16 protein-coding genes are annotated in these 14,223 nt (G+C 58.9%); 13 read left to right on the forward strand and 3 right to left on the reverse strand.

Annotation, left to right across the window (positions count from 1 at the left end; all coding sequences use genetic code 11):
• Positions 1–12: 12 nt before the first annotated feature.
• The 4 genes from ACFQ0E_RS11915 (at position 13) to ACFQ0E_RS11930 (ending at position 3,416) form a co-directional block, all read left to right on the forward strand.
• Complete coding sequence (locus tag ACFQ0E_RS11915) at positions 13–1,254, forward strand: abortive infection family protein (protein WP_386823917.1); 1,242 nt, start codon at positions 13–15, stop codon at positions 1,252–1,254.
• 155 nt (positions 1,255–1,409) lie between these two features.
• Entirely contained in the window at positions 1,410–2,045 is a 636-nt protein-coding gene (locus ACFQ0E_RS11920; RefSeq protein WP_386823919.1) for a hypothetical protein, read from the forward strand.
• A 360-nt stretch (positions 2,046–2,405) separates the two neighbouring features.
• Positions 2,406–2,939 carry a hypothetical protein gene (locus ACFQ0E_RS11925; protein ID WP_386823920.1) on the forward strand — a complete coding sequence of 178 codons (534 nt, stop codon included), beginning with the start codon at positions 2,406–2,408 and terminating at the stop codon, positions 2,937–2,939.
• 291 nt (positions 2,940–3,230) lie between these two features.
• Positions 3,231–3,416, forward strand: coding sequence for a hypothetical protein (locus ACFQ0E_RS11930; RefSeq protein WP_386823922.1), 186 nt, complete (start codon positions 3,231–3,233; stop codon positions 3,414–3,416).
• A gap of 153 nt (positions 3,417–3,569) precedes the next feature.
• Here the strand turns inward: ACFQ0E_RS11930 and ACFQ0E_RS11935 are convergent, their stop codons facing one another.
• Positions 3,570–3,965 (reverse strand): hypothetical protein, encoded by a 396-nt coding sequence (locus tag ACFQ0E_RS11935; RefSeq protein ID WP_386823923.1) that lies wholly within the window; start codon positions 3,963–3,965, stop codon positions 3,570–3,572.
• A gap of 128 nt (positions 3,966–4,093) precedes the next feature.
• On the opposite strand from ACFQ0E_RS11935, the gene ACFQ0E_RS11940 reads away from it, so the two are divergent.
• The 6 genes from ACFQ0E_RS11940 (at position 4,094) to ACFQ0E_RS11965 (ending at position 7,867) form a co-directional block, all read left to right on the forward strand.
• Positions 4,094–4,279: a hypothetical protein gene (locus ACFQ0E_RS11940; RefSeq protein ID WP_386823925.1), complete on the forward strand. Its 186-nt coding sequence runs from the start codon at positions 4,094–4,096 to the stop codon at positions 4,277–4,279.
• A 197-nt stretch (positions 4,280–4,476) separates the two neighbouring features.
• The gene (locus tag ACFQ0E_RS11945) at positions 4,477–5,064 is read left to right on the forward strand and encodes a hypothetical protein (protein ID WP_386823927.1); all 588 of its coding nucleotides are present in this window, start codon (positions 4,477–4,479) and stop codon (positions 5,062–5,064) included.
• Positions 5,034–5,324, forward strand: a complete 291-nt coding sequence (locus ACFQ0E_RS11950; RefSeq protein WP_386823929.1) for a hypothetical protein — start codon at positions 5,034–5,036, stop codon at positions 5,322–5,324. Before ACFQ0E_RS11945 ends, ACFQ0E_RS11950 begins: the two co-directional genes overlap by 31 nt.
• 194 nt (positions 5,325–5,518) lie before the next feature.
• Positions 5,519–5,707, forward strand: a complete 189-nt coding sequence (locus ACFQ0E_RS11955) for a hypothetical protein (protein ID WP_386823931.1) — start codon at positions 5,519–5,521, stop codon at positions 5,705–5,707.
• Positions 5,708–6,127: 420 nt separating this feature from the next.
• Positions 6,128–6,859 carry a hypothetical protein gene (locus ACFQ0E_RS11960; RefSeq protein WP_386823933.1) on the forward strand — a complete coding sequence of 244 codons (732 nt, stop codon included), beginning with the start codon at positions 6,128–6,130 and terminating at the stop codon, positions 6,857–6,859.
• Positions 6,860–7,399: 540 nt separating this feature from the next.
• Complete coding sequence (locus ACFQ0E_RS11965) at positions 7,400–7,867, forward strand: DUF7693 family protein (RefSeq protein ID WP_386823935.1); 468 nt, start codon at positions 7,400–7,402, stop codon at positions 7,865–7,867.
• Positions 7,868–8,155: 288 nt separating this feature from the next.
• Here ACFQ0E_RS11965 and ACFQ0E_RS11970 read toward each other — a convergent pair whose 3' ends face one another.
• The gene (locus ACFQ0E_RS11970; protein WP_386823937.1) at positions 8,156–9,385 is read right to left on the reverse strand and encodes a serine hydrolase; all 1,230 of its coding nucleotides are present in this window, start codon (positions 9,383–9,385) and stop codon (positions 8,156–8,158) included.
• A 317-nt stretch (positions 9,386–9,702) separates the two neighbouring features.
• Between ACFQ0E_RS11970 and ACFQ0E_RS11975 the strand changes: the two genes are divergently transcribed.
• On the forward strand, positions 9,703–10,527 hold the full coding sequence (locus ACFQ0E_RS11975) for a DUF1266 domain-containing protein (protein WP_386823939.1): 825 nt from the start codon (positions 9,703–9,705) through the stop codon (positions 10,525–10,527).
• Positions 10,528–10,599: 72 nt separating this feature from the next.
• Here the strand turns inward: ACFQ0E_RS11975 and ACFQ0E_RS11980 are convergent, their stop codons facing one another.
• Positions 10,600–11,394 (reverse strand): DUF2272 domain-containing protein, encoded by a 795-nt coding sequence (locus ACFQ0E_RS11980; protein ID WP_386823941.1) that lies wholly within the window; start codon positions 11,392–11,394, stop codon positions 10,600–10,602.
• A gap of 432 nt (positions 11,395–11,826) precedes the next feature.
• On the opposite strand from ACFQ0E_RS11980, the gene ACFQ0E_RS11985 reads away from it, so the two are divergent.
• Entirely contained in the window at positions 11,827–12,276 is a 450-nt protein-coding gene (locus tag ACFQ0E_RS11985) for a hypothetical protein (protein WP_386823943.1), read from the forward strand.
• A gap of 76 nt (positions 12,277–12,352) precedes the next feature.
• Entirely contained in the window at positions 12,353–14,218 is a 1,866-nt protein-coding gene (locus tag ACFQ0E_RS11990) for a GMC family oxidoreductase (RefSeq protein ID WP_386823945.1), read from the forward strand.
• Positions 14,219–14,223: the final 5 nt, after the last annotated feature.

Genomic DNA, 14,223 nt, shown 5'->3' on the forward strand with positions numbered 1-14,223 from the left:
AGAAGCGGAAATATGGATAAAGAAAATCTGGAAAATGTTCTCGGCACTGTGCATGCGCTATTAGTATCGGAGGATATGGCAGAGGCTGCTGCAATAGTGCGTACTTTTCCTGCGCGAGCTGAGCAAACTGGGTACGACAACTGGAACGGTGGCACTGAGCTCTGGACAATCTATTTCGACGTTCCACCGCATGATTATGCCCGCATGGGTTCAAGGCGAACACAGATTGAAGAGCAGATTACGGGAAGGATTAAAAGTGTCCTTGAGCAAGAAACGCAGGACTGGTACTCGGTAGCAATCGTGCCATCACGAGCGTTGCCAAAAGATTGGAGGGCGGAAGGCTCGGAACTTCCAAGAGAGACGCGGAAGAACATCATCGATGGCCTGAGATTGGAAGGGATTCCGTGGCAAGGTCAATTGAATGATGTTGAATTTTTAAGTCGATTGTATGATTTGGAAAGACTTCCATCGACAGACTATCGTTTTAGTGATGCGGCTGGCGACATTTGGCAGCACACGGTCAACAACGACGACTGGGATGCGGACTGGGTCTTCGCAGACAGCAGGTTTTCGCTTATGAGTGGCTCTGCTGAGAATTTTTTGCGCTTCCTTTGCGAGGTTGTGCATCCAGTTGTAAGGCCGGATCGTGATGTTGTCATCAATGCTGTATCTCAGATCAATGATCAATTGCGTGCGGCGGGATGGGAGCTGGTAGAAGAGGAACGCATTGGAGGACGCCCTCGTTTTACCTACAGAAAGATATCTAACCAAGGGACGCGGGCGGTTTCTCGGGCGCGAACAGTCGCCGATGCATTGAGTGCTGGCTGGATGGCGAAGGAGATACAGCGATTGGAGCGAGCAGTAGATGCTGATCCTGATTTAGCTATCGGAACTGCTAAAGAATTGGTCGAGACTTGCTGCAAGACTATTCTAACAAAGCGCGGCGTCGAGTACGGTAGATCTGCAGACTTGGGGGATCTGACAAAGTTGGTGGTTAAAGAGTTGAAGTTGGTTCCAGAGAATATACCGGATGAGGCCAAGGGCGCAGATAATATTAAGCTTATCCTTCGGAACCTTACTTCCATCACGCATAACTTGGCTCAACTTAGAGGGTTATACGGAACAGGCCATGGTCGTGATGGCCAACATCGTGGTTTGCAGCCTAGGCATGCAAGATTGGCAGTTGCCTCTGCAGTTGCTTTTATTGACTTTGTTGCGGAAACCTATCAGGAGCGCGAGCAACTAGGTCCATAATTGATATCTGTAAAGGCCGTAAGCGTGTTGGTAGGGCGGAACCCGCGAAGCGGATTCCGCCATTGAATTGCCCGGATGGCTTGCGGCGGAATCGCCTCCCGCGATTTGAAGCGGGTTATATTTCTGTTCAATTAACGAGCAAACGGAGGTGTTCGATGAGACGGGTATTTGGAATCAAGCTTGTGGTTTTGCTTTCTATTTGCTTTCCAGCTCACTCTGAAGAGGTAAGCTTTTGTGGATCAGGCCCAACCGATCCGGTGGTTCCTGAAAGCGTGGCCGGGTGCGAAATGACTTTAGCCTGCAAGGCGCACGATGCATGCTATGCCCGATGCGATCCCGGTGGGGATATGCATGGAACAGCATATTGTGGGTTAAGTGAGTGGTCCCCCCAGAGGCGTGCAGCAAAGAAACTCTGCGACGACAAATTACTTATTGACGCAGTAGAGATGAATAAAGGAGACGCCAAGTGCAAGTATGTCGGCGCTATATATCGGCGTGCCGTCATTCTTTTAGGGCAAGGTCCATTTAACGGTCGCGTAGTCAAGAATTCAGATCTTCTCGGGATTATCGAGAGATCCGCATCTCCGGAACAGGCTGCCGATATCTGGGAAACACTTCAAATTTCAAGTCAGAACGGCATCATTGATCCAGATAGGATCTGGTTCGATCAATCGGGAATTCATGCGCCATTACGTTCTGGAATTCATCCTTTAGTTCAAGATAAAAAAACGATTTACATTCCAAGCGAACCGTCCAAGGAGATTCTTGAAAAGGTCAAGTCGATCAATTGATCTTGAAGGCTCGAAAATCGCTAAAGGCGTAACGCGCATTCGCAGGGCGGAATCTGCTTCGCGGGTTCCGCCTACGCAAGTCAAAAGCGGCTTCGGAGAGGATCTAGTGTGTGTGCCCCGTTGTCGTCCCAGTGTCGCATCGTGCTCGGCGCGTCAAGGTCAAGGCAAGTTGCTGCGAAAACCTTGACGCGCCTGCGCGCGATGCAATTCCGAGCTTCCAAAGACGCCTTTGTCGGGCGTGGATGAGTAACGCAAATTTATCTTAACTCCAATGAAACATGGCCTCGTTCGCCACTTTTAAGTTCTATTGGCGTCGCGGATTTTCGATACCAAGAGTAAATCTATTTAAAGGATTAAGACATGTCTACAGTGATTGAAGAAATGGCGTTTCCTCTCCCGGAGGAAGTGCCTGAAGCCTTTAATGTAATCATAGATATGTGTGTGAAATCTTTGCAGGATGCGGAAGAGATTGAGGTTGTAGATTGGGCCAAAAAGATCAAAGATGATCTTTCCAGTAATGAGGTCATGACTGCGTTTGAAGAAGGCTTTGATCTTTCATGCAGGGCGATCATTGAAGAATTTGAAAGAGGCAGCGAAAGCGAGGTGCCTCTTGTCATTTCACAGGTTGTTTCTGAGATGAGTTGGCTGAAGAAAAGAATTCAAGCGCGGCCGGAGGATATTAATAACAATCTTGGGCTTTCTGAAATTGCCTTGGATAGCTGGAAGGATCTGTGCGAGGGACATCCTGCGGCGAAAATTGCGGTTTCAACAATCAGGGAGCTGGTTCAGGTCGCAAAGCTGTTGAGTGGTGGGAAAGGCATAGCTGCAGAAGGTAATAACGGTTATGTAAATCTGCCTGCAGCCCGAAGGGTGGTGTCATCCGGAACATTCTAAGAAGGCCGTAAGGCGTATTCGTAGGGCGGAACCCGAGAAGCGGATTCCGCCATTGAGTCACGCGGATGGCTTGTGGCGGAATCACCTTCGGCGGTTCCGCCATACGCAAATCAAAACTGGCCTCGGAGAGGGTGTGGGATGTGTGCCCCGTTGTCGTCCCAGTGTCGCACCATGCTCGGCGCGTCAAGGTCAAGGCGAGTTGCTGCGCAAACCTTGACGCGCCTGCGCGCGATGCGGGTTGGATTCGCCAACGGCGCCCACGTCGGGCGTCGGGCGAAACGGAGTTCCGTCATGTCCCAAGCGCAGCCTGCCTCCAACGTCCTACTCGTCGAAGTCCCGCCCCAGTTCATCGCCCTCTGCCACGCCTGCGGCGTCAGCCCCCAAGCCACCCTGCGCGGCCTCGCCGCCATGCTCTGCGGCCTGCGCTACGACGAAGACAACCGCCTCCTGCCACTCGACGCCCCCGCGTCCCGCTGACCCGCGCGATGGGCCCGTTCGCGGGCCCATCCACCCGTAACCCCTGCCGTCGTCCCGGCGAAAGCCGGGATCCAGCTTCCAAAGCCTTCAAAGCTGGGTTCCGGCCTGCGCCGGAACGACGATATGGTGGTGTCGTCATCAGGCAGGCAATGCCTATGCGAATTTACCCACGGCCTCATCGAGAAGTGCGATCAGGCTTTCATCGCTGATTCCAAAGTCGTCCATACTCTCGATGTGATCCCATTGTTCGTCGTAGGGAATTTCAGCGACGAAGATCGGAATTCCAAGAGATCGAAGGCCGTGAATCAGCGTCCGAATTTCAGCGTCGACTTTGACGTGGTCATTCCGATACAGCTCGGTCGTGTACACAGATCCAGACTTGCCTGCAGCCAGTTTCTTGCGAATCGAATCGATCGAATGACCAGTCACGCTTCTGATCAGCTGGATAGCCTCGATGTTCTGGCATGCGGTCGCTGCAGAAATGGATATCTTTGACATGCGTCGAGCCTTACTCAGGCAGCCCGCAGCGTCAAGCGCGTCCGCGATCACCGAAGCGCATCCCCGGGTGCGGCCTTCGGCCGAACCCGGGCTACCAAACCTTGACGCGCATGCGCGCGATGCGGGTTGGACTCGCCAACGGCGTCCACTCCGGGCGTCGGGCGAAACGGAGTTCCATCATGTCTCAAGCGCAGCCAGTCTCCAACGTCCTCCTCGTCGAAGTCCCGCCGCAGTTCATCGCCCTCTGCCACGCCAGCGGCGTCAGCCCCCAGTCCACCCTGCGCGGCATGGCCGCCATGCTCTGCGGCCTCCGCTACGACGAAGACAACCGCCTCCTGCCGTTGGACGCCCCCGCGTCCCGCTGACCCGCGCGATGGGCCCGTTTGCGGGCTCATCCTCCCGTACCCCCTGCCGTCGTCCCGGCGAAGGCCGGGACCCAGCTTCCAAAGCCTTCAAGGCTGGGTTCCGGCCTGCGCCGGAACGACGGTTCGGGCCTTGTCGGAGAGTTCGTGCACTGAGCAGGCTAGACTGTTTCAACGTTCCGAAAGCGATCCATGCAGACGTGATCACAGCCGAAGACGCGAAATCCATCATCCTTCGTAGATCCCGCAGTGATGAAGATGGCTTGCAGCTTGCCATCCAGTCCTGCGAGTTGTCGCCCCATGGAGACTTCTGGGTCATTCGTGCAAACAGCGAGGACTACGTTATCCGGGGCATGTGGGAGCGCTTGCTTGTCGGTGTGAGTGCCTATCTGGTGAATGTGAACGATGGAACCGTCACAGTTGTAGGAAGCGGCCAATCATGGCAGGAATTACTGCAGGACAAGTATGACGCAGACGCTGCAGGCGCGATGCAATACGTCCTCGAACCGACGTTCTCCCGTGACGACAAGATGGCGGTGATCAATCTCCGGCAGCGGCTGGAATGCTCGCTGCAATCCGCGCTGGAGATGCTGTCACCCGATCATCGCCAATGGTTTACAGGGAGTCGTGGCTTGTTGCTGAATGTGCGTGAAAAGCTGCAGGAGAAAGGCATTGAAACCGCAATCGTTTTGCTGCCCAGCGCTGAGGGCGCCATCGGGGTAGGCCGCAGCATGTGGCATTGGGATGCGATTGCCTCATGCCTGCGTTCGCGCTTTCAGTCAACCTAGAAAATAGCCCGGGTAAGCGAAGCACACCCGGGTTGCATGACGGCAAGCTCCCGGGTGCGCGCTTCGCGCTTGCCCGGTGTGCGGAGCTGCTGTCGATCAGGGTTTGCTCATTCGGGGCGGTGGCTTCTGAAATTCTAGGAATCTTTGTCGATCTCGATGTGGATTCTGCCGCATTCACGGCAGGAATAAACAAGCTTGGAGTTTTCTTTGATGTGCTCGAAGTACATTGCTTCAAGTTCATTGGCGAGAGATGGATTTGATCCATTCTCCGAAATCATCTTCAAGACATCGGCAATGAAAGTCGAATCACAGGATGCCCATGTTTCACTCATCATGTAATGAGCGTCATCACTCGGGAAAATTGAATCCGTGATTGAATTTCCGCACTCGCACATGAATCGACCCATGTAAGGCATCCAATTGGTCGGCGCTTTCCGTGAAATCATAATCCAAAGTGCAGCCAGCCACCAACGTGCTCCTCGTCGAAGTCCGTTCGCAGTTCATCGCCCTCTGCAACGCCTGCAGCGTCAGTCCGCAGGCCACCCTGCGCGGCATGGCGGTGCGCTACGAGGAAGACAGCTGCTTCCTCCCGCTCGACGCCCCAGCGCCCGTTCTCCTTATCCGTCCTTATGACGGGTGCTGACTGCGCCTCGGTTTGAAAGAGAGGGGCGCGTTCGCGAGCCATATGTGCTGAAAGAGGGGCGTCCCTTTCGGCTTGTCGTGAATGGTGTCTACTCGGACGCTACCGCCCCTAAAGCGACACCGCTGGCGACCGGCGAAGAATCCATCCGCATCGCGTCGCCTGGGCAGACTCTTTTCACGGGATCCGCTCCATGCATGGCCGGTCCCGTACGGCCGTCTTGCCCGGAAACAGTACGCGGGGCGCTGCCGTAACGTTCCTGCGGCTTTCTGTGAGGGTAATTGGGTCCGGGTCCACTGCGCAAAATCGATCCTTGAAATTTTCCGGTCGGATGCTGCGCAGACGTGGGTGTGGACTCGTCAGCAATCTTCCAGTCAGTCGGCGATGCGATTCCTCGGTGTCCTCCGATAATTGCATCGGCAGGTGAATCCCTCGACCAAAGAATGGAGTGACAAAGAAATGGGTGCGATTTCTACATTTATCAAGGGTCTCGATCCAAAGAACGACGTGGAACGGGACCTCAAGGAAACGATGGCCATCCTGGTCAAGCTCGCCCAGCAGAAACTCAATGGTTTCAAGCTGGAGATGAATGACTCATGGAACACCGCTAATTCCGAATCCCTTGCGCCGGGGGTGACGAAGGATTTCGTGGATGAGCAGATGCACGTCATGACGTCGGTGGACAGCAAGCAGCTGGCGGATTCGATCGGAAGTATCGTCGATGCAGGTTTCGCCCTCAATCAGGACGAAAAATCGAAAGCGGTCGGAACCTTCATCAAAAGTCTGGCCAGTGTCGGATTGCAGACGGTCCTGGGGTCGGGTTCGGCAGAGGAGAACGAACACAAGCAGTACATCATCTATCCCGACAAGGATTTCCTGTGTCGGTGCGATGTATGGTTCTGGCGTTACACAATGCAGTCCTCGGGGTTCGAATCGAAACTCCAGCACGTCGTGGTCTATCGGATGCAATACGGTGCGGTGGATATATCGAAAGTCCAGCCGGTGGCGCTCGCCCACTGGTTCAACAAGTGGAATATTGATCCAGCGGTGATCAAGCCTGCACTGGAGGGTGCATTGGCCTTGGTGGACGGTCGTAGACCCGCTGCCCCGGTCGCCAATCGCGTTCCCATGATTGAAGCACGCGGGCTCCGGTAGCGATGCCGGATGGGTTCCTCGCGAGGGGAACCCATTCCGCTCGCCAAGTCGGAACCGTTTCGGCTGCGACGGCAAAGTGGTTGTGCAATCCGCAGAGACTGAAGAGTCCGCTTCTCCTGCGATGATTCGGTAAGCGACGTCGAAACCTCGCGGACATCTGCGAATTCATTCATTCCGCTTGATGAATCGATCCTTGCATACGGTGCAATCAGACCGGATCACGGATGCAGCGCGGTCGGAGTCGGACGCCGGGCAGAATGGAGTCGGACACGTACCCCGCGCAGCCTGCCTCCAACGGCCTCCTTTCGAAGTCCCCCTCGAGTTCATCTCCCTGCGCAACACTTGCGGTATCGCCCCCCCCCCCCCCCCCCCCCCCGGCGTCCCGCTGACCCGCGCAATGGCCCCGCTCGCGAGCAGGATTTGATATGTTGCACCCATTGCGAGAGGGCAGGGCCTACAGGCCGTTGAGCGGCGTGATGCGAAATATCTGCTGCCTGGTTGAACGGCAATCCATTGGTTGGAAACCTATCGATGTCTTTCTTGGAAAGACTGCTGCACTTCTTTGTGCGGCCCTTCGAGCCACAGGATAGGGTGCTCCGAGTGCACGAGGAAATGTGCGAGGAATCTACGATCAGCAAGGAGGAAATCCTGGCTTTTCTTCATGCCATCGAGTCCGGACACGTTGTGCTGACACCACGAGTCGAACCGCAGTTCGTCTATGCCGGGATCGTTTTGTACGATGCAAGCAACGGCTGGCAGATCGCAGTATTCAACGATGCCAATGCGTGGGACTACATCGAGTGGATCGTCGCGGCAGATGGCAGGCGGGTTGACTTCGATGGCATCTCGGAAGAGGACGGCGCGCCTGTGAGCTACACGCCTTCGGATGATGTCGCCTGGCGTCGGTATGGAATTCCGGGTTATTTGCAGAATCGGTGCACAAAGTGCAGTGCCAGCATCGATGCGCAACCCGGCGGGATCTACCTGTGTTCGCAGTGCGCGCAGTGACATGCGTCGATCGAGAGTTACACCCGTCGTGACGTAGCTCGGGTAAGCGAAGCCTGCCCGGGCTGAATGACGAAATCCCCGGGTGCGCGCTTCGCGCTTGCCAAAGCTACCAAACCTTGACGCGCCTGCGCGCGATGCGCCTCTGAATCGCCAACGACGCCCACGTCGGGCGTCGGGCGAAGCGGGGTTCCGCCATGTCCCAAGCGCAGCCAGTCTCCAACGTCCTCCTTGTCGAAGTGCCGCCCCAGTTCATCGCCCTCTGCCACGCCAGCGGCGTCAGTCGCAGGCTCAAATCGTCACTCCGGCATCCGCGAAGCTGTCTACCGATGCCCTGATCTCCGGTGCAAGCAACAAGGCGACGATCGTGTGGAAATTGGCTCCGGCGGCGATGCTCTGCGCGATATCTGCGAATACGCCATAACAGTAGTGGCGCATGACGATCGTGCCGTCCGGTTGTACGGAAGGCAGGCCGATGTAGCCTGCGATTGACATGTCGTTGAGATCGTCGATGGCACCGCTGCTTCCATTGCCGCGTTTGTAGATGTTATTCACCCGGCGGCGATATCGATTTTCGACGTCCGTGAGTGAAAGTCCGCGCATCATTGCGTGTGCCCTGACCGTGGCATCGATTTCGACCATCGGTCCCCAGGTATGCAGCTCGAACACCTTCGAGCGCATCGTTGTCAGGAAGCCGGGAGTCACCGCCATTGCGGTATAGAGCTTGGCCATGTCCGCAAGTGTCGTCTGGTTGCGCGCACAGCCCGGTGGGCCACGATAGATGGTGTCGCGCATGTCCAATGCCGAGATCAACTGATCGATACTTCCGGCGCCTGCCAGCTGGCGAAGCACCTCCGTCGCGATATTGCTCGAGTCCAGGATCATCTTTTGCATGGCGGTCTCGATCTTCATCGGAAAGACCAGACTCGCCTCGGGCACCGTAAATGGGCATGTGGCAGGCCCGGTCATCACCGGGAAGATGTTTGTGTCCAGATCGAGTGGCGAAGGCGTACCCGTGGACGCCTCTATCGCACGCAGCACTTGCGCGTAGACAAGGACCTTGATGCTGCTGGATGGATCGAACCCCAGCGTTTCGTTGCTCGCATGCAGCACTGAGCCGTTGCGCGACAAGTAGAGACCCGAGCGTCCACCATTGTGTGTCGCACGCAGTGATGCCAAGGCGGAATTCAGCAGGGCCATGTCCGTGGATGTCGAAGGTGGCCCCCAGGGAACCTCCAGGCGCATGCCGGTCTCAAGCTTGCCGAGGTTCCTGGGCGGACTGCTCTGCGCGCCCTGTCGCGCTTCCCATCGGAACGTTGGCCTGTCGAACGCTTCATCGATCCATTCGGATGTCCTGCCCGAGAAACGGCCCTGTGCGTCGCAAGTCACCTTCAACAGTTCATCGCTCGAATTGAAACTGTCTTTATCGACGATCTTCACTTCCGCCCTCGGTACGGGAACATCCTGACCCCAGGGACCGTTCTGGTAGACGACTGTTCCACTGACATCGTGCCTTGCCATGATGCGCTCCTGTACAGAGAAATTTCCGAGAGGCAGAACAGAAACCTCCGCAATGCGGCGAGGCATCGGGATCGAAGGCGGTCACCTGCACTGGTTGTCACGTAACGACGTTGACGAAACGGACACGGTTTTCATCGCCCTCTGTCACGTCAGCGGCATCAGCCCCAGGCCACCTCTGCGGCCTGCGCTACGACGAAGACAACCGCCTCCTGCCGCTGGGCGCCCCCGCGTCCCGCTGACGTGCCCGGCGTCGCGCCTTTACCGTTTCGGCGCTGGAAGCGGATTAGAATCGCTGGCGGATGGCATCGGACGAAGGCATGGATACGGACGTGGTGAAGGTGGTGGCGGGTCTGCTGGTCGGCGTGGCGCTTGCTGCGCTCTCGGCGTACCTGTCGCGGCGACGTTGGCGCGGGTCTGCGGAACGCATGGAGACATGGTTTCCGGAGTATCCCGACGTTCCCGACAATCCCGTCCTCAGGCGTCAGTTCGCGGTGGGCGCCGTGCTCAGCGAGAACAATGCCTTTCCCATCAATGTGCTCGATCCGCACAAGTCGCGTGCGGAGATGCGCGAGTGGCTGGGGGCGTGGTGGAACGCGCGCGATGCCGAGCAGGCGCGAGAACGCATCCACGCGCTGCTGACCGGCGGCCATGCGGTCACCTTCGATACGCTGATCGCGGTTGCGGCGGAGGGCGACCCGGATGCGAGCCGAGAACATCTGGAAGAGGTCTTCGCTTCGGAGCTCGACGAGGACCCCGAACTCGCGGAATTCATCTCCCATCATCCCGAAGCGATCGCTCGGCTGGAGGCGCTCGGTTATCTGGTGTCGCCCGCGGACATCGCACGCGGCACGCGTGCCTACGACTTCGGGCGTGCGGTGACGGTCGCCCGGGTCGCGTTCGGCGCCGGTTACCTGAAGCGCGAAGAGGCCATGGCGCTCGTGCGCATGGCCGCGTTCCTCGCGGCGCGTTCGTTCGCGTCGTGGCGCCAGTTCGCGACGAGCTATCTGCTCGGTCGCGCGCTGTGGGGTGGCGTGGACGATCCGAGTTTCGACGCCATGGTCCGCATCACGGACGAGCTCTTGCGCAATCCGCGCAGTCCATGGATGCGCGATGGCTGGTTCGACAGCGCGCAGGCTGCCTGAGCGAGACGGCGAGGGCTGCCGAAATCCTGACTGTCCCGATCACCGGCTGCGCCGGCGATGTCGGGCGGCGCGTCAGGTGCGATTGACCATGTGCATGAAGACGGCGTCCTGTGGCGCGAGGAATCCGGCTCCGGTCTTCTTGTAGCGGGTGATGTTGACCGATTGACCGACGTTGCCGCCGATGGCCAGCACGAAGTCCGGCTGCACGCTCACGACGATGTCGCTGTGGCTCTTGAAGGCGTCGCTGGCCGCAGCGTCGTCGTAATCGCGCGGCGCTTCGCGCCACTTGCAGACGATGTCGCCGATTTCAGGGCGGATTTCGTGCAAGCGATGTCCCCAGAAGGGCGCCTTGGTGTCGTTGGCGTTGCGTCTGGCGATCGAGTCGTGCATGTACTTGGCGTGCGCGGCGGCGAACTTGAACTTCTTGTACTTGGGCACGGTGCTCGATGCGTTCCTGACCATGAAGGAAATGGAGGCAGCGGACCAGAACTGGTCACGATCCCTGCCGTCCAGGTTCAGGCCGATGGCCTGCCACATTTCGCCGATGTAGCCGAAGAACGGTGCATGGTGTTCCTGCCCCTGTCCCTTCTCGAAGCGCAGCCACTCGATGATGGCCTGCCTGGCCAGTGCTTCACGTTGCGCCGAGACCGGGATGCGCAACGACCGTTGCCCTTCGACTTCGGCCTTGACCACGCCGGTCTTCTGCACGTTGCCGATGGTCGTCTTGATCCGGGTCCAGCCGGGTTCCGTGGCGGGACCGAGCGCGTCGACCTCCTGGCCGAGGTGGAGGATGGCGATGCGGTTGCCCGGATCCATCTCCGGGGTCGAGCGCAGGTTCAGCGCTTCCAGGTCGACGAACATCTTCATCGTGCGATCTCCTTGAGGTCGGGGACGTGGCGTATCGAGCCTGCAACGTCGGTGTCGTCGAATGCCGATCAGGAACATCCCGCTGCCGTCGATCCTGTCGCACCGGCGATGACGCTACAGGCCTGACAACGTCGGCAGTCGATCGTCACGGACAGGTTTCGGACGAACGGCGAATTCGCCTGGATCGATCGAATGCATCGGTATTCCCCAGCCTTCGTGCCTGTGCCCGCATGCGCAACGCCGCGCCGGCATCGAGGCGGTCGCATGCCGGGTGCGCCTGCGATCTGATCCCGAGGTGATGCTGGTCCGGATCTGCCCGGTGCCTACAATCCGCCTGTCGCCCGTGGACTCTGCGGGGACACGCAACGCACCGGACCGCACGGATTGCGGATTCGTTGCCCTCGCGCAGAGGGCCATGACAGGACACATGCCATGGACATGCAGACCCGGCAAGCCTTGTTTCTCGCCATTTCCGCACGCCTGACCGGCTTCGAGGCCGTCGAGCTCGAAGGCACGGGCATGACGCAGACCTATTTCGATACGCTGTCGAACAGTACGGCGCCGGATGTGCTCGATCTGTTCTTCGAGGAGGCGGCGTCCATCCTCGCGCTGCAGGACGACCAGGTCATCGACGCGGCGATCCGCTCGCGACTGATGCCGGATTCGTCGTACGACGCGACCGCCAAGGTCATCATCCTGATGTGGTACACCGGCGAGTGGTACACCGGCATCGGCGCGTCGTCGAGCGTCAATTCCACGCAGATCGATGGTCCCTCGTACGTGCAGGGACTGATGTGGGACGTGGCCGAGGCGCATCCGCCGGGCGCCAAGCAGCCCGGCTACGGCTCGTGGGCCGAACCTCCGATCCGCATCCGCGCCTGACGCATCCACCACGGCGCCCGATGTGGCGCCCCAGCCACGGCGTTGTCGCCAACGCCCGCGCCATTGGAAGGTAACGATGAGCAACGAATACGATGTGGTGGTCGTCGGTTCCGGCATCGCCGGATGCGTGCTGACCAAGGTCCTGACCCAGGCCGGCAAGCGGGTGTTGCTGATGGAGGCCGGTCTGGAAGCCGGCATCTCGCTCGACCCCGAGCGCGCATACGAGAACTACCAGCAGTACCTGCAGACCTTCTACGCCTCGACGATCAAGGCGACCAACACGCCATATCCCGATGTCGAGGACGCGCAGTCGCCGGACGTGCTGCAGATCCAGGCGCAGACGCCGTACGACACCGGCTACTTCGTGCAGATGGGGCCGCTGCCGTTCGCCAGCGATTGCCTGCGCGCGCCCGGCGGCACCACGCTGCATTGGCTGGGCAACGTGCCGCGCATGCTGCCGAACGATTTCAGGATGCAGACGCTGTACGGGCAGGGCGTGGACTGGCCGATCAGCTATGCCGACCTGGTGCCGTACTACGAGATGGCCGAGAACGAGATCGGCGTCTCCGGCGATGTCGCCGCGCAGGTCGGGCCGGACATGGGGCCGCAGAACTACGGGCCCGGCTATGTGTTTCCGATGTACAAGATCCCGCAGAGCTACCAGGACCACGTCTGGATGCAGCAGAGCCAGAACCTGCAGGTGACGCTCGACGGCCTGCAGTACACGGTGACCTGCGTAAGCATGCCGCAGGGACGCAACTCGATTCCCAATCCCTCCTACCGCTACGGCACGACGGTCTGGAACGCAGAGGAAAAGCGCCTGCAGCTGACCATCAGCGACTGCACCTACCAGGTCGTGGGTTCGCTGTGGAACCCGTACACCGGCGAACGCTGCGAAGGCAATTCCAGCTGCGTGCCGATCTGTCCGGTGCAGGCGAAGTACAACGCGCTGAAAACGCTGAACAAGGCGGATGGCAGTCAGCTGGATATCATCACCCAGTCGGTCGCATCGACCCTGCTGATTTGTCCGGATACCCGCCAGATCGAAGGCGTGGTCTACAAGACCTACGCGCAGCCGGATTCGACCGAGTACACCACGCAGGTCGCGCGCGGCAGGATCTACATCCTGGCCTGCAGCGCGATCGAGAACGCCAAGATCCTGCTGGCCTCCGGTGCGGCGAACCGCAGCGACCAGGTCGGGCGCAACCTGATGGACCATCTCGTGCTGCTCACCTGGGGCCTGTTCCGCGAGAAGATCTGGCCGTATCGCGGCCCGGGCTGCACCACCTACATTCCGACCTTCCGTGACGGCGAATTCCGCAAGGATTTCGCGGCCTGGATCTCGCCGATCGATAACTGGGGCTGGTCGTGGCCGACCTTCGCGCCGGGTTCGGACGTGGCCAATGCCGTGATCGGCGCCGGCATGTTCGGCAAGGCCCTGCGTGAGCACCTCAACGAGCGGCTCACGCGCCAGGCGCTGCTGCATTTCGAATGCGAGCAGGCGCCCGATCCGGACAACCGGGTGGTGATCGACCCGAAATACAAGGATCAGTTGGACAACTACCGTCCGGTGATCCATTACGACGCCTCGGATTACATGCGCAAGTCGTTCAAGGCGGCCAAGGATGTGTCCGACCAGATCTTCGCCGCCAACGGCATCGACGACTGCACCGAGTACAGCCCGACCGAGCCCGATTACGTGACCTGGCAGGGACGCGGCTACACCTTCCGTGGCGCGGGACACATCGTCGGCACGCACCGCATGGGCAGTTCGCCGGACGACTCGGTGGTCGACGCCAACGGCCGCACCTGGGATCACGAGAATCTCTATCTCGCTGGCTGCGGCAACATGCCGACGCTCGGCACGTCGAACCCGACCCTCACCATGACCGCCCTCGCGTTCAAGACCGCCGAGGCCGTGCTGCAGCATCTGGAGCGTTGACTGCC

Origin of the sequence: Lysobacter brunescens, assembly GCF_042677005.1 — a bacterium.
GTDB lineage: Bacteria > Pseudomonadota > Gammaproteobacteria > Xanthomonadales > Xanthomonadaceae > Lysobacter_I > Lysobacter_I brunescens.

Coding starts and splice junctions, on each gene's coding strand:
- ACFQ0E_RS11915 (WP_386823917.1), top strand. CDS start 13: ATGGATAAAGAAAATCTGGAAAATGTTCTCGGCACTGTGCATGCGCTA.
- ACFQ0E_RS11920 (WP_386823919.1), top strand. CDS start 1,410: ATGAGACGGGTATTTGGAATCAAGCTTGTGGTTTTGCTTTCTATTTGC.
- ACFQ0E_RS11925 (WP_386823920.1), top strand. CDS start 2,406: ATGTCTACAGTGATTGAAGAAATGGCGTTTCCTCTCCCGGAGGAAGTG.
- ACFQ0E_RS11930 (WP_386823922.1), top strand. CDS start 3,231: ATGTCCCAAGCGCAGCCTGCCTCCAACGTCCTACTCGTCGAAGTCCCG.
- ACFQ0E_RS11940 (WP_386823925.1), top strand. CDS start 4,094: ATGTCTCAAGCGCAGCCAGTCTCCAACGTCCTCCTCGTCGAAGTCCCG.
- ACFQ0E_RS11950 (WP_386823929.1), top strand. CDS start 5,034: ATGCCTGCGTTCGCGCTTTCAGTCAACCTAGAAAATAGCCCGGGTAAG.
- ACFQ0E_RS11970 (WP_386823937.1), bottom strand. CDS start 9,385: ATGGCAAGGCACGATGTCAGTGGAACAGTCGTCTACCAGAACGGTCCC.
- ACFQ0E_RS11975 (WP_386823939.1), top strand. CDS start 9,703: ATGGATACGGACGTGGTGAAGGTGGTGGCGGGTCTGCTGGTCGGCGTG.
- ACFQ0E_RS11980 (WP_386823941.1), bottom strand. CDS start 11,394: ATGAAGATGTTCGTCGACCTGGAAGCGCTGAACCTGCGCTCGACCCCG.
- ACFQ0E_RS11985 (WP_386823943.1), top strand. CDS start 11,827: ATGGACATGCAGACCCGGCAAGCCTTGTTTCTCGCCATTTCCGCACGC.
- ACFQ0E_RS11990 (WP_386823945.1), top strand. CDS start 12,353: ATGAGCAACGAATACGATGTGGTGGTCGTCGGTTCCGGCATCGCCGGA.